This window comes from Compostibacillus humi, assembly GCF_014637175.1.
Taxonomy (GTDB): Bacteria; Bacillota; Bacilli; order Bacillales; family Amphibacillaceae; genus Oceanobacillus; species Oceanobacillus humi.
The window spans coordinates 64,010-83,797 of the sequence record NZ_BMEV01000003.1 but is presented as its reverse complement, the minus strand read 5'-3'; the positions used below and the strand labels follow the sequence as shown (position 1 = coordinate 83,797).

The window sequence follows — 19,788 nt, the reverse complement described above, 5'->3', positions numbered from 1 at the left end:
AGGGCTGTACATTGGCTAAGGAAAAAATTACAATGCCCCAGCTCGGGGAAAGTGTTACCGAAGGGACAATAACGGCATGGCTCGTAAAAGAGGGGGACCGTGTTGACAAATACGATCCGATCGTTGAAGTGTTAACCGACAAAGTGAATGCGGAAGTTCCTTCTTCCTTTTCCGGAACGATTATAAAGATCTCAGCCCAGGAAGGGGACACCGTACCCGTTGGCGCAATCCTTTGTGAAATTGAAACGGAAGAAGTGAAAACTGAAGATACAGAAAAGCAAGAGACAAAGGCAGAAGTGAATACGCCGAATACTGAACAACCATCGATGAAGAAAAGATATTCTCCTGCTGTTTTAAGGCTGGCCCAGGAACACGATATTAATTTAGAAACCGTATCTGGAACGGGAAGGGGCGGCAGAATTACCAGAAAGGATATCGAAAAAATCATTCAGCAAAGACAAGCAGGGGTGCAGGAAACAGAAAAAGCGGCAGCACCGGAAGTATCGAAGACACAGCCGAAAAGTAAAGAAATACCGATGCGCGCTGGCGATGTCGAGATTCCAGTAACAGGAATCCGGAAAGCAATTGCCCAAAATATGGTCAAGTCGAAACAGGAAATTCCTCATGCTTGGATGATGGTAGAAGCAGACGTTACCGAGTTAGTAAATTACCGCAATGAAATAAAAGAGGAGTTCAAGCAAAAAGAAGGGATTTCTTTAACGTATTTTGCCTTCTTTGTTAAAGCCGTTGCGACAGCATTAAAAGAATTTCCAGAGCTGAACAGCACTTGGCAAGGGGATACGATTGTCCAGCATAAAGATATTAATATATCCATTGCCGTAGCCAAGGAAAATGAATTGTACGTTCCGGTCATCCATCGGGCAGATGAATTATCGATAAAGGGAATTGCCAGGAAAATCGAAGAACTGGCGGAAAAGGTAAGGACGAATCGACTGACGAATGAAGATATTTCCGGGGGGACGTTTACCGTCAACAATACTGGAACATTCGGATCGGTGCAGTCGATGGGCATTATCAACTATCCGCAGGCGGCTATTTTGCAAGTGGAAGCGATTGTAAAGCGCCCGGTCATTATTGATGGCATGTTTGCTGCCAGAGACATCGTTAATTTATGTTTATCCTTAGACCATCGTATTTTGGACGGCCTGATTTGCGGCAGATTTATGAAACGGGTGAAGGAAATATTAGAGGGGATGGACAGAAATATTTCCGTTTATTAATTTCCAATTGTTGTCATAATGCGATTTATTTGCCATTCCTTTCATATCTTGCTATCCTTTAAGAAAGCAAAATATTGATACTTAAGGGGTGTCTGTATGGATTTTAATTTATTTATGAAAGATGTTGTTGATGCTGCCCGTCAAGATATAGTGGAAGCAGGATATGAAGAATTGCGCACTCCGGAAGAGGTGGATGAAGCGCTAAAACGGGAAGGCACAACGTTAGTCATGATCAATTCCACCTGCGGATGTGCCGGCGGGGTAGCTCGCCCAGCAGCTGCCAATGCCATTCATTATGATAAGCGGCCAGACCATTTAGTAACCGTATTTGCCGGACAAGACCGGGAAGCAACAGAGAGGGCAAGGGAATATTTCGAAGGCTATCCGCCGTCATCTCCTTCCTTTGCATTATTAAAAGACGGAAAAATCCTTTCCATGATTGAACGACATGATATTGAAGGATTTTCAGCAATGGAAGTAACGAATAAACTGCAACAATTATTTGATAAATATTGTGAAGAAATTTAAGGAGTGAAGGCTGTCTCATCTTTTGGGTCAGCCTTCCTTTATGAAAAAATACCATAAAACAAAAATGTCACTCAGCGTGTATTCTGAATGACATCGGTTTCGTAATTTAAAATGCAAATAATGCTAATCCAGCTGTAATTGTAGATAACAGCATGGCGATAATCATAATAAACACAATGATTTTTTGTCTGCGCTGCCGTTTCGATTTTCTTTTCGGAGCAATTCCCTTTCCTTGTGATGCCACTGTAAGTCCTCCTTCAACAAAACGTACTTATTTACATTGTAACTGGAAAATTTAATGTGGACAAGGATAAAAAAATAATTGAAAATAGAAGTAAAAGGGGAAGTTTTCTAAATTTTTGGGGGTAATGTTATGGATGAAGAAAGAAAATTAGAGATCGAACGCTGGAAAGACAAAGTGAATGAAATAATAGAGCGTTTTCCTGAACGAAAAGAGCGTTTTACCACGTCTTCGGACATAGAAGTAGAACGAGTATACGGAATGGAAGAGAGCACCCTGCCTGGTGAATATCCGTTCACACGGGGAATCCAGCCGACAATGTATCGCAGCCGGTTTTGGACAATGCGGCAGTATGCAGGATTCGGCTCGGCAAAAGAAACGAATAAACGTTTTCGCTATTTGCTGGAACAGGGGCAAACCGGACTTTCGGTTGCTTTTGACCTGCCAACACAAATTGGCTATGATTCAGACGACCCGATGGCTGAAGGGGAAGTGGGCAAAGTCGGTGTAGCCATCGATACGCTGGAAGATATGGAAATCTTGTTTGATCACATTCCCCTCGACAAAGTCAGTACTTCCATGACCATCAATGCCCCGGCAGCCGTTTTATTATGCATGTATATCGCTGTCGGCGAAAAGCAGGGAGTTCCTTTGGAAAAACTGACAGGTACGATTCAAAACGATATTTTAAAAGAATATATCGCCAGGGGAACATATATTTTCCCGCCAAAACCATCCATGCGGCTTATCACAAATATTTTCGCGTTTTGCCATCAATATTTGCCTAAATTTAATACGATTAGTATTTCCGGTTATCACATTCGTGAAGCAGGCTCGAATGCAGTGCAAGAAGTCGCCTTTACGATTGCAAATGGGATGAGTTATGTTGATGCTGCCATTGAATCCGGTTTGAATGTGGACGATTTTGCGCCGAGATTAGCCTTCTTTTTTAATGCTCATAACAATTTCTTTGAGGAGATTGCGAAGTTTCGCGCTGCCCGGCGAATTTGGGCAAAAATTATGAAAGAGCATTACAAGGCAAAAAATCCGAAAAGCTGGAAATTGCGTTTTCATACCCAAACTGGCGGTTCCACACTAACTGCCCAGCAGCCGGATAACAATATTGTCCGTGTCACATTACAAGCATTGGCAGCCGTATTAGGGGGAACACAAAGCTTGCACACGAATTCCCGGGATGAGGCATTGTCTTTGCCTACGGAAGAATCAGCCCGGATTGCTTTGCGGACACAGCAGATTATTGCCTATGAAAGCGGGGTAGCTGACACAGTGGATCCTCTTGGCGGGTCCTATTATGTGGAAGCGTTAACAGACGAAATAGAAGCAAAAGTTGAGAAGTATTTAGAGCATATTCAAGAACTGGGCGGTGCTGTCCAAGCAATTGAGGCCGGGTATATGCAGCGGGAAATCCAGCAAAATGCGTATGAGATTCAGAAGCAAATTGAAAGAAATGAAGAAATTATTGTCGGACTCAATCAGTTCACAATGGAAGAAGATGCAGAACCGGAGCTGTTAAAGGTAGACGAATCTCTGGAAAAAGGACAAATTGCTTCACTAAAAAGAGTAAAAGAGAAACGGGATAACGATTTAGTGGAAAAAAGGCTGAGAGTATTGAAAGAAATGGCAAAAGACGAAAGGGAGAACCTGATACCATATATTTTGGATGCAGTTAAAGCGTATGCTTCCGTAGGGGAGATTTGTAATGTTTTACGGGAAGAATTTGGCGAATACACAGGGGTTTAAAGGGGGATTATAATGGGAAAAAAAATTCGAGTACTGATTGCAAAACCAGGGCTGGACGGACACGACCGGGGGGCATTGGTCATTTCCCAGGCGCTAAGAGACCACGGAATGGAAGTTATTTATACCGGTTTAAGGCAAACGCCGTTGCAAATTGCAACGAGTGCCATCCAAGAGGATGTTGATGTCATTGGTTTGTCTTCCCTTTCTGGAGCTCATCGTACCCTTTTTCCGAAAGTAGTGGAAGAACTAAAAAAACGGGGGGCAGGGGATATTCCCGTTATCGGCGGCGGCATTATTCCAAGCGAAGATATTCCATATTTAATGGAAAAGGGGATTAAAAAGATTTTCACGAGCGGATCATCGACCGAAGCCTTGGCAGAGTACATTCAGCAGCTGATTGACCCGAAAGAAAAAACCCTTACTCCTCCAAAAAAAATTTCTCACATCGGCATTGCTGTTAAATCGATTGATCAGGCATTAAGCCTGTATACCGACGGATTTGGACTGCAGCTGGAAGGGGTAGAAGAAGTTGCTGATGAAGGTGTAAAGGTAGCTTTTATAAAAATTGGTGAAACCCGGTTTGAGCTGCTGGAACCAATCCATGAACAGTCCCCGATTCAAAAATTTCTTGACACAAGAGGAGAAGGAATTCACCACATCGCCTTAGATGTGGACGATATCAAAGCAAGAATAAATTATATGAAAAAACATGGCATTACTTTTATTCACGAACAGCCGAAACAGGGGGCGAACGATAGCCAAATTGCCTTTATCCATCCGAATTCAACAGGTAAGGTATTATTTGAACTGTGCCAGCAGCGGACGGAGGAGGAAGGGTAATGGATATTTATGAGAAAATTAATGAACTATATGATAAACGCAGACAAGTAGAGCTTGGCGGCGGGGATGAACGGATTCAAAAACAGCATGAAAAAGGAAAAATGACGGCAAGGGAACGGATTGATTACTTGCTTGATGAAGGATCCTTTGTGGAATTAAACCCTTTTATCGAAACAAGGGCCACGGATTTTGGCATGGAAAAACATAAAGGAAAAGGGGAAGGGGTCGTTACCGGCTTCGGAAAAATAAATGGCCGTCCCGTTTATCTCTTTGCCCAGGATTTTACCGTTCTCGGCGGGGCACTTGGGGAAATGCATGGCAAGAAAATCGCAGCGGTTATGGACTTGGCGGCGAAAAACGGGGTACCATTTATCGGGCTTAATGATTCGGGCGGAGCACGGATCCAGGAGGGAGTTTCTTCCCTGGACGGATATGGCCATGTTTTTTACCGCAATTCTATTTATTCCGGCGTCATTCCCCAAATTTCGGTCATCATGGGACCAAGTGCAGGCGGGGCGGTTTATTCGCCGGCAATTACAGATTTTGTTATCATGGTAGAGAAAACATCACAAATGTTTATCACCGGACCAAAGGTAATCGAAACCGTGACCGGCGAGAACATTTCCGCCGAAGATTTAGGCGGAGCCCATATACATAATTCCAAGAGCGGGAATGCCCATTTCCGGGCGGAAAACGAAGAAAAAGCGTTAGATTTAGTGAAGAAGCTTTTGGATTACTTGCCGCAAAATTTCCGTGAGCGCCCGGAGGTTAAAAATAGCACGGGAAATGAAGATGATTACCGGCCGGATTTAACCGATATCGTGCCTTTTGACGGCGTCCGGCCATACGATGTGAAAATGGTTATAGAACAGATCGTTGATGCCGGAACTTTTCTCGAAATCCACGAGCATTTTGCCAAAAATATCGTCGTCGGCTTTGCGAGGGTAAAGGGCCGAACCGTTGGACTCGTATGCAATCAGCCGAAATATTTAGCCGGAGGGCTTGACATTGATTCCAGCGATAAAGCTTCCCGTTTTATCCGCTTTTGTGATGCATTTAATATCCCGATCATTACCTTTGAAGATGTTACCGGCTTTTTCCCGGGGGTAAAGCAAGAACACGGCGGAATTATTCGCCATGGGGCAAAAATTTTGTATGCTTATTCCGAAGCGACAGTGCCGAAAATAACAGTTATTATGCGTAAAGCATATGGCGGCGCCTACGTTGCGCTCAACAGCAAATCCATCGGTGCCGATATCGTTTATGCCTGGCCGAACGCGGAGATTGCCGTCATGGGGCCTGAAGGTGCAGCAAATATAATTTTTGCCAAGGAAATCGCCGAAAGCGATCAGCCGGAAAAAGTCAGACAGGAAAAAATCGCAACGTACCGGCAAAAATTTGCCAATCCGTATGTAGCAGCAAGCCTCGGAATGGTCGACGATGTAATTGACCCGAGGGAAACACGGATAAAATTATGCCAGGCATTGGAAATGCTTGAGAATAAGGAAGAGATGCGGCCGGAGAAAAAACACGGAAATATCCCATTATAATTTACAAAAATTGGAGTGTTAACATTGTCATACGTAAATGAGGAACGTTTGTTAAATGAATTTATCGAATTAGTACAAATCGATTCAGAAACAAAGCATGAGAAAAAAATTGCCAGTGTATTAAAGAAGAAATTTACTGCATTAGGATTAGAAGTCACAGAAGATAATGCAAAAGAAAAAACGGGGCATGGCGCCGGAAACTTAATTTGCACCTTGCGGGGAAACAAATCAAACGCAGATCCAATTTATTTTACTTCCCATATGGATACTGTCGTTCCCGGAAAAAATATTAAGCCTTCCGTTCAGGACGGTTATATCGTTTCCGACGGAACAACCATACTTGGTGCTGACGATAAAGCTGGACTGGCAGCATTGCTGGAAATGATTAAAGTGCTGAAGGAAAACAAGCTGGAACATGGAGACATCCAATTCATTATTACTGTCGGTGAAGAATCCGGTCTCGTTGGTGCAAAAGCTCTCGATCCTTCTTTAATTAAAGCGAAATACGGATTTGCCGTTGATTCCGACGGGGAAGTCGGTGATATTATTGTCAGTGCTCCGACACAGGCAAAAATACGTGCAGTCATTAAAGGAAAAACAGCCCATGCCGGATTGGAGCCGGAAAAAGGGGTTTCTGCCATTCAGATTGCCGCAAAAGCAATCGCGAAAATGCCCCTTGGACGAATTGACGAGGACACAACGGCAAATATCGGTCGGTTTGAAGGCGGCAAGCAAACAAATATTGTTGCTGACCACGTGGAAATCTTGGCAGAGGCAAGATCTTTGGTGAAAGAAAAAATCGACCGTCAAGTAGCCCGTATGAAAGAAGCATTTGAAGATACGGCAATACAGTTTGGCGGCAAAGCGGAAGTCGAGGTTCAATATACGTATCCTGGATTTAATTTGAGTGAAAAGGATGAAGTAGTACAAGTTGCGGTGAAGGCAGCGAAAGCACTTGGACATGAAAGCAAATTATTAAAATCCGGGGGCGGGAGTGACGCCAACGTTATTTCCGGCTTTGGCATTCCAACTGTTAATCTGGCGGTAGGATACGAAGAAATTCATACGACAAAGGAACGTATTTCCGTAGCGAATTTAATAAAAACCGCTGCATTCCTTGTGGAAATTGTAAGAGTAGTAGCAGAGAAAAACAATTGATCGAAAAGCCCTTTAAGATTTTCTTAAAGGGACTTTTTCCATGACGTCAGAAGGTGTTTTTCCATGTCCAAAAAGAAAACAGGATCAGGACGAATTATTTTCCATATTGATATGAATTGTTTTTATGCTTCGGTAGAAATGGCCTATGAACCGTCGCTCAAAGGAAAGCCTGTAGCCATTGCCGGCAACCCGAAGGAACGGAAAGGAATCATTGTAACGAGCAGTTACGAAGCGAGGGGAAAGGGAGTCAAAACAACAATGCCGGTATGGCAGGCAAAAAAGCTTTGTCCGAATCTCATTATCCTTCCTCCGAATTTTGACAGATACCGGGCTGCATCCAAGGAAGTTTTCCGGATTTTGTCCGAATATACCCCTTATATCGAGCCCGTTTCTATTGATGAAGGGTATATGGATGTGACGGATGCAAATTGGCCAAAAGGAGCAGTTGACCTGGCAAAATCAATCCAAAAGCGGTTATTGAACGAATTGGATTTACCGTGCAGCATCGGAATTGCGCCAAATAAATTCTTGGCTAAAATGGCATCGGACATGAAAAAACCGCTCGGCATTACCGTCTTGCGCAAAAGGGAACTTCATCGCACCCTTTGGCCTTTACCAGTAGAGAAAATGCACGGGGTAGGGAACAAAACTGCACAAAAATTACACGCAATCGGCATACGAACAATTGGCGACTTGGCAAAACACGACGTATATGAGCTGAAACATTTATTTGGCATTAATGGCGAAAGGCTTAAAAATAGGGCAAACGGAAAAGACCCGCGAAAAGTAGACCCGGATGCCATATATGATTTTAAAAGCATTGGCAACTCGCAGACATTGCCGGAAGATACAACGGATTCTTCAATACTTGAGAAACTTCTGCACGATTTGTGCATGAAAGTAGAAGAACGGATGAAAAGAAAAGAAGTGGCAGGAATGACGATTCAAGTCATGATTCGCTACGATAACCGGCAAACGATTACACGGAGCATGAAATTGCAATCATATGTTTATTTAAAGGAGGATATTTTTCCCCTTGCCCGTGACTTGTTTTATAAACATTGGAATAAACAGCCTGTCCGCTTATTAGGGGTGACGGTGCAGGATTTGGAAGAAAGGCAGCATATCGGTGAGCAGCTCAATTTATTTACGTATAAAAAAGCGGCTCAGAAGGAAAAATTGTATGAAACGATAGAAGTACTAAAAGAAAAATATGGGGAAAACCCTTTTAAAAGGATTTCAGATACAGAAGAAAGCAAAAATTTACGCACCAGCTTCCAAAAAGATTTTTTGGATGACTATAAGCAATCATAATCTGAACATTTCCAAACAACAAGCCACATGACGAACCATGTGGCTTGTTTCCTTCCATAATATAGAATGCTAACGTTTTGATCAATCAAAAATATTAAAAGTAAAATAAAATTAATAAATTGCATTTATTTCATAATTTGTTTTACAATCGAATCAGAAATTTTTCCGCCGGGATAACGAAACGGCATGTCAAATTTCGTCGTTTGTTTAAGGACACTCTTTTGATGGCTAAAAGTATCGAAGGAATATTTTCCATGATAATTGCCAAAACCGCTGGATCCTACCCCGCCAAAAGGAAGATGAGGGTTAGCCAGATGGTAAAGCGTATCGTTAATAGCCCCGCCGCCGAAAGGCATAAACTCAATTACCTGCTGCTGGATGGCAGAATTCTCTCCGAAATAGTAAAGAGCTAGGGGTTTTTCCTTGTTGCGGATCGTATATAATGCGTCGTCTAAATGCGTAAAGGTTAAGACCGGCAAAATTGGTCCAAATATTTCCTCCTGCATCACCGCATCTTCCCATGTAATACGGTCCAAAATCGTCGGTTCCATCCATAAATCCTCTTTCCGAAACGTTCCGCCGTGTAAAATCGTTCCGCAGGACAAATAGCTAACGAGCCGGTCAAAATGGTTTTCGTTAATGATTTTTGTAAAATTCGTGTTTCTGATATTTTCCTTTCCGTAAAAGGAACGGATATACCGTTTCATCGCTTTGACAAACTTAAATTTAACTTTGTCGTGGACGTAGACATAATCTGGCGCCACACATGTCTGACCGGCATTCGTAAACTTGCCCCAAACGATTCGTTTTGCCGCCAAGTTAATATTTGCATCGGAATCAACAATGGCAGGGCTTTTTCCACCGCATTCCAATGTGACAGGGGTTAGGTGTTTGCTTGCAGCTTCCATAATTTTCTTGGCAACCCGGGTGCTGCCGGTAAAAAATATATAATCTACCCGTTCGTCAATAACTTGTTTCGTAGTTTCCCCATCCCCTTCCACGACAGTAAAATAGGATGGATCGAAATATTCGCTTACAAGTTCTTTAATTAAAGACGAGGTTGCTGCTGCCAGCTCCGACGGCTTAATGATGACACAATTGCCTGCAGCAACTGCTCCGATCGCAGGTGCAAAAGATAATTGGATCGGATAATTCCACGGAGCAATAATGAAAGCAACGCCATATGGTTCTTTTAATATCAAACTAGTTGATCCTTTATGGGTAATTGGTGACGAGACTTTCTCCGGCATCATCCATTGACGCAAATGCTTTAACGCAAAGTCAATCTCCATATAGAGAAAGCCTATTTCTGTCATATACGCTTCTTGACGCGGTTTGTTTAGATCATATTTTAATGCGCGATAAATTTTGGACTCGTTTTCTTTCAGCATTCGCTTCAAGGTTTCCAGCTGTTTTTTGCGAAATTCATAGGAGGTTGTATTACCGTGCCTAAAGTAAGTTCGCTGATTGGAAACCAATTTTTCTATCTGTTCCATCTAAGTTCCCCCTATTCAATTGTCTGTCTGTAAAAATCGTGGGCGATTACCGTGTTCGGAAAGATTCCCTTTGCCTCTTCCAAGAGCATCGCTTCTTCTTCATTTTGATACCTGGAGGAGATATGGGTTAATATCAAATTTTTCGCATTGGCCTTTTTGGCAATGCTTGCTGCCTGTACCGTCGTAGAATGAAAATACTTCGCTGCTAACGCTGCTTTATCGTCCGCAAATGTTGCTTCATGGATAATGACGTCCGATTCCATGGCAAACGGAATAAACTCCTCTTTATATCTCGTATCGCCAAATATAGTAATAATCCGGCCTTTTTTCATCGGGCCGACTACATCTTTCCGGTAAATGGTTCGTCCGTCATCCAGAACGACTTTTTCATTTTCTTTTATTTGTTGATAAATCGGTCCTGGTTCAATACCATAAGCCTGAAGTTTTTCCGCTAACAAGCTTCCTTGTTTATCTTTTTCCACGACGCGATATCCGTAGGATGGGATACCGTGGTCCAATTTTTTTGCATATATGAGAAATTTTTCATCCTCATAAACTTTTCCGTCACATACCTCTATAAATTCAATCGGGTACGTCAGATGGGAGGCGCTGATTGAAATACTTGTTTCGACAAATTCCTGTAAACCTTTCGGACCAAATAGCGTAAGCTTTGATTCGCCCCCCTGAAAGGAACGGCTGCTTAAAAAACCAGGCAAACCAAAAATATGGTCTCCGTGTAAATGAGTTATAAAAATTTTGTCAATTTTTCCTGGTTTGATCGAAGTATGTAAAATTTGATGCTGGGTTGCTTCTCCGCAATCAAATAACCAGATGCTGTTCAATTCCTGCAGCAGGGAAAGGGCAATGGAAGAAACATTTCTGCTTTTCGAAGGCACTCCAGCCCCTGTTCCGAGAAAGATTAATTCCATTATTTTTCCCATCCCCGAATATATTGTTTTGGCGCTTCGATAGGGCAGCCTAATTCCTCGGCTGCAGTCTTTGCCCAATACGGATTACGAAGCAATGCCCGGCCGACAAAAATTAAGTCAGCCCGTTCATTTTGCAGAATTTCTTCTGCTTGCAGCCCGGAAGTGATAAGCCCGACAGCACCTGTCGCGATGTTAATATGCGCCCGTATTTGTTCACATTCTTTTACCTGATACCCAGGATAAGCTTGGATTGATACAGGAACGACTCCGCCCGAACTGCAATCAATAAGATCAATGCCCAATTTCTTCAGTTCGGCAGCAAAATAAAGAATGTCCTCAAAGCGATTTCCGTTTTTATCGTATTCGTTGGCTGATAGTCTAACGAATAGTGGTCCGTCCCATGTCGCTTTTATTTCTTCCACGATCCTTCTTAAGAAAAGGAATCGTCCTTCCCGATTTCCTCCATAATCGTCCGAGCGGTGATTGGTAAGCGGAGAAAGAAACTGGTTAATCAAGTACCCGTGGGCGGCATGAATTTCAATTATATCAAAGCCAGCTTGTTTCGCTCTCTCTGCCGCATTTTTAAACGCGTGAATGGTTTTTTCGATATCATCCCGAGTCATTTCCGTCGGTTTCTTATACTTTTCATTAAAAGGAAGGGCGGATGGAGCATAAATTCTCTCCGGCACTGTTGCTTTTCTCCCTGCGTGGGCCAATTGAATTCCCGATTTTGCCCCATATTCGTGAATTTGTTCATTCAGCTGTTTTAGACCGGCGATATGATCATCGGACCATATTCCTAAATCATTTACGGAAATTCGTCCTTCCGGAAGGACCGCCGTTGCTTCAACCATAATAAGACCTGCTTGACCGACTGCCCGGGAAACATAATGGGTCATGTGAAAAGGAGTGATACATCCATCTTCTTTTGCGACAGAATACATGCACATTGGCGACATAACGATTCGGTTTTTTAACGTCACATTCTTTATTTGATAGGAAGAAAATAACTTTACCATATCGACAACTCCTATGATTTAAAAAATTGCTTGTGATAATGAACCGCGATATCGGGAACGTCTGTAAAAATTCCATCACTGCCCAATTGAAAACATTTTTTCATCAGTGATTGCTTATTTACAGTGTATACGCGTACGGCTAATTTTTTCTGGCGCAATTCGTCCACAAGCTTTGCCTGCAGCAGACGGTATTTAATATGGACGGCATTGGCACCTAATTGTTCCGTATAATGAGCAAGCTGTTTTATTTTTTTCGAGGTAATAAAGGCGACATCCATGTCATGGGAAAGACGGACGAGTTTCTTTACGCTTCGTTCATTAAATGAAGAAAACGTCGTCCGTTCCAGCAATCGGAAATGTTTTACCATCTCAAACACGATTGCTTCCATATGCGGATAATCAATCTTATTGTTCTTCAGTTCAATATTAATTCGCATCGGCTTATTTTCAATCCATTGCAAAAATTCCTCTAAAGATACAATGGAAGTTCCGGCAAATTGTTTGGAAAACCAAGTGCCCGCATCCAGCTCCTTTATTTGCCGATAAGTTAAATCTTTAATCAATCCAGGAAAATCCGTCGTTCTCTTTCCCGTTTCATCATGAATCAAGATAGGCACATGATCCTTTGACAATTGAACGTCGGTTTCAATCCCGTCTGCATTCATTTTATGTGCCAGTTCAAATGCGGGCATCGTATTTTCAGGTGCATACTTGCTTGCCCCCCGATGGGCAAATATAGCCGTCAAATAATTCACCTCTTCACACTTATTTTGTTGGAAGGAAGATTAAAAGTCAATGAAAGTCATGTATAATGAAGGGAAAGGAGGGGATTCAAATACAACTGGAAATTACCGAAAAAGCGTTACAAAAAATAAAAACCATTTCCGAAAAACCTGTATTACTTCTTTGGTATGATACAGACGAGTGCGGATGTGGTGTGAATGGTTTGCCGACGATCCGTTTAGCAAGGGAAATAAAGGAGTCATATATGGAAGTGGAATGCAGCGAAATGAATGTATTTGTCGAAAAGCAGCAAAAAGTGTTTTTTGCCGAATGTATGAAATTAGACTGGACTGGACAAGTATTCCATCTTGCCAGTCCCGAACAAATAATGAATCCGTTTATCCCTGCCAGCCAGATATTCACTTTGTAACATCCCGTTTGGGTTATTTAATTGCGATGGGCTTTGTAAATATTCGCTTTCGTTATCCTCTTGACTTGTTCATATACATCTTTCGGCAAAGGGCTGTCGATGGAAAGCTTAACATTTTCTTCCACTTGGATCGGCGAACTTGCACCAAAAACAGCGGTGGTTACTGCAGGGTGCTGCAAAACATATTTTATGGCAAGTTCGTTTAGCGAAGATGGATAAATATCTTTCATCTGGCGGAGAACTTGTTTTAGCTCTTCATAGGAATAATCGAGATAGCCCTCCTTCGCTTTTGTCTCCAAATACTTTTGATAATGATTGGATAATAATCCCTTTGCCAGCGGTCCCCTGGCTATTACACTGATGTTACGTTCATGGAGTAAATCTAATAGTTCTTCCTCTGCTCTGCGGTCGAGAATGTTGTATTGCAGCATGACGCCGTCGATAGAAGAATGCTCGGCATAATAGCGGATCACGTTTGGCCGGATGGAAGACAAACCGTAAGCACGAATTACTCCTTCTTTTTTCAAATCTTCAAAGGCGCTGATCGTTTCGTCCATCGGGTCTTCGATCGTACCCCCATGCAACATATAAAAGTCAATATAGTCTGTATTCAGACGTTTCAGACTGGCCTTTACAGCCTCCATAATGTATTTTTTGGACGGATCCCAATACCATCCGGTCTGATTCGGATAAAAACGGTTTCCCACCTTTGTTGTGATAACAAATTCATTTCGTCTTTCTTGGAGAATTTTCCCGATAATTTCTTCGTTTTTTCCATAATCATATAAATCAGCTGTGTCAATGTGGTTTATGCCGGCATCCAGTGCTGCATCAATAATATTTCGGGCGTTTTCCATGTCGGTCCCTATTGACATGGCACCTAAGGTCAGCGGCGAAATGAAGATGCCTGATTTCCCTAAAGGATATTTTTTCACAATATCACTCCAATTTATTTTATTATGTAATTATATTTATTATAACGAATCTTGTACAATGGAAAATGGCAATTAAAAATGAAATGAGGGGATAAGATGAAAAAGTTTGAAGAAAAAACGATTCAGTCGGAAACAATATTTCGCGGCAAAGTTGTTCATCTGCAAGTAGATGAAGTAAGACTGCCAAATGGAAAAACATCGAAAAGGGAAATCGTAAAGCATCCGGGGGCGGTCGCTGTCATCCCTGTAACAAAAGATAACAAAATCGTATTTGTCGAACAATACCGCAAACCGCTGGAAAAGTCACTCATTGAAATTCCGGCCGGGAAGCTGGAGCCGGGAGAGAATCCGATAACCTGCGCCATCCGGGAACTGGAAGAGGAAACAGGATATACGACGAATGAACTTTCCTTTGTCACTTCTTTCTATACTGCGCCGGGATTTAGCGATGAATTAATATATATTTATATCACCGACGAGCTAAAAAAACTGGATGTGCCGAAGGATGCGGATGAAGATGAATTCGTGGATGTAATCGAATTAACTTTGGAAGAAGCGAAACAATATGTATTAGAAGAACGGATTCATGATGCAAAAACGAATTATGCGATTTTATATTTACACGCTTTAGAAAGCAGGGGTTGAATGAAACATTATTTTGCAGACATGCATATCCATATTGGCAAGGATATGGAGAACCGCCCTGTGAAAATAACCGGAGCAAAAAACTTAACACTTACGAACATTTTAAAGGAATCCAGCCGGAACAAAGGGATGAATTTAATCGGGGTAATCGATTGCCAAGTTCCTAACGTACAAAAAGAAATCAGACGATTAATCGAGGAAGGGGAGGCACGGGAGCTGCCAGCTGGGGGAATCCGCTTTGAAAGGGTAACCCTGCTCCTCGGTTCGGAAATCGAAGTATACGATGAATATTGCCATGGACCGATCCACGTCCTTTGCTTTATGCCTTCTCTGGAAAACATGGAACAATTTACCCGATGGCTTGCAAAACGAATGAAAAACGTTACGTTAAGCTCCCAGCGGTATTATGGTACAGCAAAGGAACTCCAATATAAAGTAAAGGAATTGGAAGGAATTTTTATCCCCGCCCACATATTCACGCCGTTTAAAAGTCTATACGGAAAGGGAGTCCGACGCTCTCTGGAAGAGGTATTTGATCCGGATTTAATCGACGGGGTAGAACTCGGATTAAGTTCGGATACAGAGATGGCGGATCAGATTAAAGAACTCCATCGTTTTACTTTTCTTACGAATTCAGATGCCCACTCCTTGCCGAAAATAGGCCGGGAATATCAGATGATGCAATTGCAGGAACCTTCGTTTAAGGAATTCTATTGGGCCCTTCACCAAGTGAAGGAAAGAAAAGTCATTAAAAATTTTGGAATGAATCCAAAATTAGGAAAATACTATACAACCGTTTGCGGTAAATGTTTTACTAGATTCCCTAAAGGAAGCAGCACCTGCCCAAAATGCGGTTCCGCCAAAATTATTAATGGAGTAGCAGACCGAATAAAGGAACTAAAGAACGCCTCTGGGCCAGATGGAAATCGTCCTCCGTATATATATCAAGTTCCGTTAGAATATTTGCCAACACTCGGTCCAAAAACGTACAAAAAACTTTTGCAGCAATTTGAAACGGAAATGAATATTATCCATCACGTTTCCTATGAACAATTAAAAGAAGTAATTCCGGAAAAACTAGCACAATCTATCATCGCAATGAGAGAAGGAAGGTTAGCGATTCATGCCGGAGGAGGCGGAAAGTACGGCTCCGTTTCTTCCGAAGAAATGGAAAGAAAATCATAAGTATTTGGTATTTTTGTCTGTTATCCCTCATATCGTTTAGTAGAAGTAGAAAGATTTAATAGGATACTCCAATGGAAATGGGGGATACGATGTATTATCGTACGAAGAAAACGATTATTGATCATTTGAGAGAACAGGCGACAATTTATATTTTTATGATTGTTCTATTTTTAACCGGAATTATATTCGGGGCTGTCATTGTCAACAGTATGAACTTCATTCAAAAGCAGGAATTGTTTTTTTACGTGGAACGGTTTTTCCAGCAAATGCTGGAAGGCCAGGAAATACAGAATCAGGCGTTATTTAAGGAAAGCTTTTTCTACCATATGAAATATTTATTTTTAATGTTTATTCTCGGCCTGTCTGTCATCGGTTTACCCCTCGTTTGGGTGCTCGTCTATTTGAAAGGATTAGTTGTCGGTTTTTCCGTCGGTTTTCTTGTCAATCAGCTCGGTTTTGACGGCTTGATTTTAGCTTCATTAGCCATCGCGCCGCAAAATATTATCGCCATCCCTATATATCTTATCGCTGGAACGTTGTCGATGCTTTTTTCCTTGTCCATTTTGTACAGATTATTTTCAAGGCGTCCCACCGATTCTATTTTCCAGCCTTTCGGGAGATACGTGGCAAGCTTTTCCGTACTATTGGCAGGAGCTGTATTTGCAGCGCTAATTGAAGTATATATTTCAACTCCATCCATGGACCGGGTCATCTCATCATTTTTCGGATGACGTTTAAAACGAAACGTTGCCCATATTTTCTAAAACGAGAATTCACGGCCGGTATTATTGCGAATATACTTTGACACAAATTTTATTGGTGCTTATAATAAAAGTGGGATATGAGGAGGCGACCGTTATGGAACATCGGATCGAACGGATTAAAAAACAACTCCATTCACAAAGCTATAAACTTACTCCACAAAGGGAAGCAACACTCCGTGTGCTATTGGAAAGGGAAGAAGACCATCTTAGTGCCGAAGATGTTTACTTGCTCGTCAAGGAAAAAGCGCCAGAAATCGGTTTAGCCACTGTATACCGGACATTGGAATTGCTTTCTGAATTAAAAATCGTTGATAAAATTAACTTTGGTGATGGCGTTTCTCGGTATGACTTGCGCAAAGAAGGAGCGAAACATTTTCATCATCATCTAGTTTGTATTGAATGCGGCTCTGTAGATGAAATTGAAAATGACCTGCTGGAAGATGTGGAAAAAATTGTGCAAGAGGAATGGGGATTTGAAGTAAAGGATCATCGTTTAACTTTCCACGGCATATGTAAACAATGCCAAGAATCGAAAGTAAAAGCGACACAAACTTGACACGCAGTGCCTTTTTCGTCATAGAAAAGGGCTTTTATTATGTAAAAAACGATTCCTGCTCATTTAATTGTGTATATTCTCCTCTTATTTTAGCATATCTTTTATTAATACAAGCTTAAGAGGAGAAATGTCCCGTGAAACAATTCCTTCTTCAAAGCCTAAAAATCTTTATTATTTTTATTTTATGTACAAGTCTTTTTTACTTTGGACTTCGGTTCATGCATGCCGAATATGAAGAAATGCATCGGTACGATCCCCCGGAAGGACCGGCAGTAAATGTGTTTCAGGCAGAGTATGATTTATTTGACCGGCTGCGAATATTATTGCGATTGGGAGAGTAGAAAATGAAAGATGCACTAGAAGATTATTTCCATTTTTTGCGGATTGAAAAGGGGTTGTCGGATAATACGCTTCAATCCTATGCCCGTGATTTGCAATCCTATCTCGCTTATATGCAAAGGAAGGAACAGAAAACGAACTGGAATCAAGTTACCAGGGAAAACATTATGGGATTCTTATATTCTTTGAAAGATGCAAATAAGTCTTCCGCCACCATTTCCCGCCATATTTCATCGATTCGTTCTTTTCATCAATTTCTTATTCGGGAGCAGTTGGTCCGTAAAGATGTAAGCATACATATTGAGACTCCGAAAAAAGAAAGAAAGCTTCCCGACGTCCTTTCCCAAAAAGAAATCGAGTTTTTGCTTGATATAAAAGAAACGAATATACTGGATATCCGCAATAAAGCAATGCTGGAACTTTTATACGCAACAGGAATACGGGTAAGTGAACTGATTGCGCTAAAGGTAAGTGACTTGCATTTGACGATGGGGTTTGTTCAAGTTTTTGGCAAAGGATCGAAGGAACGGATTGTTCCAATCGGAGATGCAGCGATAAAGGCAACCGAAAAATATTTGACTGCTGCCAGAGGAAAATTGTTGAGCGACAATACAGAAAGTACATTATTTGTCAATCGGAACGGGAAACCGCTGTCGCGTCAAGGGTTTTGGAAAATATTAAAAAAGGTGGCCAAGGAAAAGGGGATTCACAAAACGATTACCCCCCATACGTTGCGCCATTCTTTTGCCACCCATTTATTGGAAAACGGTGCTGATTTGCGTGTCGTACAAGAAATGTTAGGTCATGAAGATATTTCTACGACCCAAATCTATACTCACGTGACGAAAGCTAGATTGAAAGATATTTATAATGCCTACCACCCTCGAGCATAAGCCATTTACATACTAATTTAAGTATGAGGCATCCTAATAGTCAGGAGGTAAGAAACCATGCATTTTAAACGAATATTTCTTATAGTATTGGATTCTGTCGGGATTGGCGAAGCACCAGATGCAGAAAAATTTAATGATAAGGGGGCAGATACGTTAGGTCATATCGCTGAATTTATGGGCGGTCTCGATATGCCGAATATGGGAAAGCTGGGATTGAGCAATATTCGAGAAATTAAAGGGATTGAAAAAGCAGCACCGCCCCTTGCATATGTAACAAAAATGCAAGAAGCTTCCAACGGGAAAGATACGATGACCGGACACTGGGAAATTATGGGATTACATATTCAAGAACCTTTTCAAACCTTTCCAAACGGATTTCCCGCCGAGTTAATTCAAGCGTTGGAAGACAAGACGGGACGAAAGGTAATCGGAAATAAACCGGCATCCGGAACGGCAATTATTGAAGAATTAGGCGAGGAACATATGGATACCGGTGCCATGATTGTATATACGTCAGCTGATTCCGTATTGCAAATTGCTGCCCATGAGGAAATCATTCCCCTGAAAGAATTATATCAAATTTGTGAGATAGCCCGGGAATTGACATTGGATGAAAAATTTTTAGTTGGCCGGGTAATTGCCCGTCCGTTTATCGGTCATCCGGGTGCGTTTCAAAGGACTTCCAATCGACGGGATTACGCCCTTAAACCGTACGGGCGGACGGTGATGAATGAATTAAAGGACCATCATTTCGACGTTATTGCCCTCGGAAAAATATATGATATTTATGACGGGGAAGGAGTTACGGAAGCAGTAAAAACGGTGGATAACGATGATGGCATGACAAAAATAATCGAAACGATGGAGAAAAATTTTACAGGATTGAGCTTTTTAAATTTAGTAGACTTTGATGCAAAATACGGCCATCGGCGGGATCCGGAAGGCTACGGCAAAGCGCTGGAAGCCTTTGACAGAAGACTTGCCGAGGTACTTGACCGGCTAAGGCAGGATGACCTGTTAATTATTACAGCAGACCACGGCAATGATCCGGTACACCATGGAACGGACCATACGAGGGAATACGTGCCGCTTATTGTCTACCATAAGAATATTGCCGAAGGAAAAGTAATCCCGATGCGGGAAACTTTCGCAGATGTCGGGGCAACCATTGCCGAAAATTTTCAAGTTCCAGCACCAAAACATGGAACAAGTTTCTTGGATGAAATTAAGTAAGGGGGAAA

Annotated in this window: 21 protein-coding genes; 15 read left to right on the top strand and 6 right to left on the bottom strand. The window is 41.9% G+C overall.

All coding sequences use genetic code 11. The annotated features are described in order from the left end of the window. The first annotated feature begins 11 nt into the window (after window positions 1–11). Together IEV18_RS01485 and IEV18_RS01480 are read left to right on the top strand one after the other, a co-directional pair. Window positions 12–1,241: a dihydrolipoamide acetyltransferase family protein gene (locus IEV18_RS01485; protein ID WP_188390594.1), complete on the top strand. Its 1,230-nt coding sequence runs from the start codon at window positions 12–14 to the stop codon at window positions 1,239–1,241. 96 nt (window positions 1,242–1,337) lie between these two features. Beyond that, entirely contained in the window at window positions 1,338–1,769 is a 432-nt protein-coding gene (locus IEV18_RS01480; RefSeq protein WP_188390593.1) for a BrxA/BrxB family bacilliredoxin, read from the top strand. Window positions 1,770–1,875: 106 nt separating this feature from the next. Here the strand turns inward: IEV18_RS01480 and prli42 are convergent, their stop codons facing one another. Beyond that, complete coding sequence (gene prli42 / locus IEV18_RS01475; protein WP_229733509.1) at window positions 1,876–2,013, bottom strand: stressosome-associated protein Prli42; 138 nt, start codon at window positions 2,011–2,013, stop codon at window positions 1,876–1,878. A 129-nt stretch (window positions 2,014–2,142) separates the two neighbouring features. Here prli42 and IEV18_RS01470 point away from each other — a divergent pair, with 129 nt between their 5' ends. From IEV18_RS01470 to IEV18_RS01450, 5 genes are all read left to right on the top strand, one after another. Next, window positions 2,143–3,771, top strand: coding sequence for an acyl-CoA mutase large subunit family protein (locus IEV18_RS01470; protein WP_188390592.1), 1,629 nt, complete (start codon window positions 2,143–2,145; stop codon window positions 3,769–3,771). Between the two features lie 12 nt (window positions 3,772–3,783). Next, complete coding sequence (gene mce, locus IEV18_RS01465; RefSeq protein ID WP_188390591.1) at window positions 3,784–4,611, top strand: methylmalonyl-CoA epimerase; 828 nt, start codon at window positions 3,784–3,786, stop codon at window positions 4,609–4,611. Then, a complete protein-coding gene (locus tag IEV18_RS01460; protein ID WP_188390590.1) occupies window positions 4,611–6,161 on the top strand; it encodes an acyl-CoA carboxylase subunit beta in 1,551 nt (516 codons plus the stop codon). The genes mce and IEV18_RS01460 overlap by 1 nt, the downstream gene beginning before the upstream one ends. A gap of 24 nt (window positions 6,162–6,185) precedes the next feature. Then, window positions 6,186–7,319, top strand: a complete 1,134-nt coding sequence (locus tag IEV18_RS01455; RefSeq protein ID WP_188390589.1) for a M20/M25/M40 family metallo-hydrolase — start codon at window positions 6,186–6,188, stop codon at window positions 7,317–7,319. Window positions 7,320–7,382: 63 nt separating this feature from the next. After that, window positions 7,383–8,633, top strand: coding sequence for a DNA polymerase IV (locus tag IEV18_RS01450; RefSeq protein WP_188390588.1), 1,251 nt, complete (start codon window positions 7,383–7,385; stop codon window positions 8,631–8,633). A 125-nt stretch (window positions 8,634–8,758) separates the two neighbouring features. Here the strand turns inward: IEV18_RS01450 and IEV18_RS01445 are convergent, their stop codons facing one another. From IEV18_RS01445 to IEV18_RS01430, 4 genes are read right to left on the bottom strand one after another with little or no spacing between them, the layout of a single operon-like run. Further along, the gene (locus IEV18_RS01445) at window positions 8,759–10,129 is read right to left on the bottom strand and encodes an aldehyde dehydrogenase (protein ID WP_188390587.1); all 1,371 of its coding nucleotides are present in this window, start codon (window positions 10,127–10,129) and stop codon (window positions 8,759–8,761) included. Window positions 10,130–10,140: 11 nt separating this feature from the next. Next, a complete protein-coding gene (gene rnz / locus IEV18_RS01440; protein WP_188390586.1) occupies window positions 10,141–11,058 on the bottom strand; it encodes a ribonuclease Z in 918 nt (305 codons plus the stop codon). Continuing rightward, the gene (namA, locus tag IEV18_RS01435; protein WP_188390585.1) at window positions 11,058–12,077 is read right to left on the bottom strand and encodes an NADPH dehydrogenase NamA; all 1,020 of its coding nucleotides are present in this window, start codon (window positions 12,075–12,077) and stop codon (window positions 11,058–11,060) included. The genes rnz and namA overlap by 1 nt, the downstream gene beginning before the upstream one ends. An 11-nt stretch (window positions 12,078–12,088) precedes the next feature. Next, window positions 12,089–12,823, bottom strand: coding sequence for a glycerophosphodiester phosphodiesterase (locus IEV18_RS01430; protein WP_188390584.1), 735 nt, complete (start codon window positions 12,821–12,823; stop codon window positions 12,089–12,091). Window positions 12,824–12,888: 65 nt separating this feature from the next. Between IEV18_RS01430 and IEV18_RS01425 the strand changes: the two genes are divergently transcribed. After that, window positions 12,889–13,230, top strand: coding sequence for an iron-sulfur cluster biosynthesis family protein (locus tag IEV18_RS01425; protein WP_229733508.1), 342 nt, complete (start codon window positions 12,889–12,891; stop codon window positions 13,228–13,230). 17 nt (window positions 13,231–13,247) lie between these two features. Here the strand turns inward: IEV18_RS01425 and IEV18_RS01420 are convergent, their stop codons facing one another. Next, a complete protein-coding gene (locus IEV18_RS01420; protein WP_188390583.1) occupies window positions 13,248–14,165 on the bottom strand; it encodes an aldo/keto reductase in 918 nt (305 codons plus the stop codon). A 96-nt stretch (window positions 14,166–14,261) separates the two neighbouring features. On the opposite strand from IEV18_RS01420, the gene IEV18_RS01415 reads away from it, so the two are divergent. The 7 genes from IEV18_RS01415 (at window position 14,262) to deoB (ending at window position 19,780) form a co-directional block, all read left to right on the top strand. Next, window positions 14,262–14,810, top strand: a complete 549-nt coding sequence (locus tag IEV18_RS01415) for an NUDIX hydrolase (RefSeq protein WP_188390582.1) — start codon at window positions 14,262–14,264, stop codon at window positions 14,808–14,810. Then, complete coding sequence (locus tag IEV18_RS01410; protein WP_188390581.1) at window positions 14,811–15,995, top strand: endonuclease Q family protein; 1,185 nt, start codon at window positions 14,811–14,813, stop codon at window positions 15,993–15,995. An 89-nt stretch (window positions 15,996–16,084) separates the two neighbouring features. After that, window positions 16,085–16,726, top strand: coding sequence for a stage II sporulation protein M (gene spoIIM / locus IEV18_RS01405; RefSeq protein ID WP_188390580.1), 642 nt, complete (start codon window positions 16,085–16,087; stop codon window positions 16,724–16,726). A gap of 127 nt (window positions 16,727–16,853) precedes the next feature. Continuing rightward, a complete protein-coding gene (fur, locus tag IEV18_RS01400) occupies window positions 16,854–17,315 on the top strand; it encodes a ferric iron uptake transcriptional regulator (RefSeq protein ID WP_188390579.1) in 462 nt (153 codons plus the stop codon). Between the two features lie 134 nt (window positions 17,316–17,449). Then, a complete protein-coding gene (locus IEV18_RS01395; protein WP_188390578.1) occupies window positions 17,450–17,656 on the top strand; it encodes a DUF4227 family protein in 207 nt (68 codons plus the stop codon). A 3-nt stretch (window positions 17,657–17,659) separates the two neighbouring features. Next, entirely contained in the window at window positions 17,660–18,547 is an 888-nt protein-coding gene (gene xerD / locus IEV18_RS01390) for a site-specific tyrosine recombinase XerD (protein ID WP_188390577.1), read from the top strand. A 57-nt stretch (window positions 18,548–18,604) separates the two neighbouring features. Further along, the gene (gene deoB, locus IEV18_RS01385) at window positions 18,605–19,780 is read left to right on the top strand and encodes a phosphopentomutase (protein ID WP_188390576.1); all 1,176 of its coding nucleotides are present in this window, start codon (window positions 18,605–18,607) and stop codon (window positions 19,778–19,780) included. Window positions 19,781–19,788 lie beyond the last annotated feature (8 nt).

Bases quoted from the DNA above. Each gene is read 5' to 3' on its own strand.
- IEV18_RS01480 (WP_188390593.1), top strand. From the start codon at position 1,338: ATGGATTTTAATTTATTTATGAAAGATGTTGTTGATGCTGCCCGTCAA.
- IEV18_RS01470 (WP_188390592.1), top strand. From the start codon at position 2,143: ATGGATGAAGAAAGAAAATTAGAGATCGAACGCTGGAAAGACAAAGTG.
- mce (WP_188390591.1), top strand. From the start codon at position 3,784: ATGGGAAAAAAAATTCGAGTACTGATTGCAAAACCAGGGCTGGACGGA.
- IEV18_RS01460 (WP_188390590.1), top strand. From the start codon at position 4,611: ATGGATATTTATGAGAAAATTAATGAACTATATGATAAACGCAGACAA.
- IEV18_RS01450 (WP_188390588.1), top strand. From the start codon at position 7,383: ATGTCCAAAAAGAAAACAGGATCAGGACGAATTATTTTCCATATTGAT.
- IEV18_RS01445 (WP_188390587.1), bottom strand. From the start codon at position 10,129: ATGGAACAGATAGAAAAATTGGTTTCCAATCAGCGAACTTACTTTAGG.
- rnz (WP_188390586.1), bottom strand. From the start codon at position 11,058: ATGGAATTAATCTTTCTCGGAACAGGGGCTGGAGTGCCTTCGAAAAGC.
- namA (WP_188390585.1), bottom strand. From the start codon at position 12,077: ATGGTAAAGTTATTTTCTTCCTATCAAATAAAGAATGTGACGTTAAAA.
- IEV18_RS01425 (WP_229733508.1), top strand. From the start codon at position 12,889: ATGAAGGGAAAGGAGGGGATTCAAATACAACTGGAAATTACCGAAAAA.
- IEV18_RS01415 (WP_188390582.1), top strand. From the start codon at position 14,262: ATGAAAAAGTTTGAAGAAAAAACGATTCAGTCGGAAACAATATTTCGC.
- IEV18_RS01410 (WP_188390581.1), top strand. From the start codon at position 14,811: ATGAAACATTATTTTGCAGACATGCATATCCATATTGGCAAGGATATG.
- spoIIM (WP_188390580.1), top strand. From the start codon at position 16,085: ATGTATTATCGTACGAAGAAAACGATTATTGATCATTTGAGAGAACAG.
- fur (WP_188390579.1), top strand. From the start codon at position 16,854: ATGGAACATCGGATCGAACGGATTAAAAAACAACTCCATTCACAAAGC.
- xerD (WP_188390577.1), top strand. From the start codon at position 17,660: ATGAAAGATGCACTAGAAGATTATTTCCATTTTTTGCGGATTGAAAAG.
- deoB (WP_188390576.1), top strand. From the start codon at position 18,605: ATGCATTTTAAACGAATATTTCTTATAGTATTGGATTCTGTCGGGATT.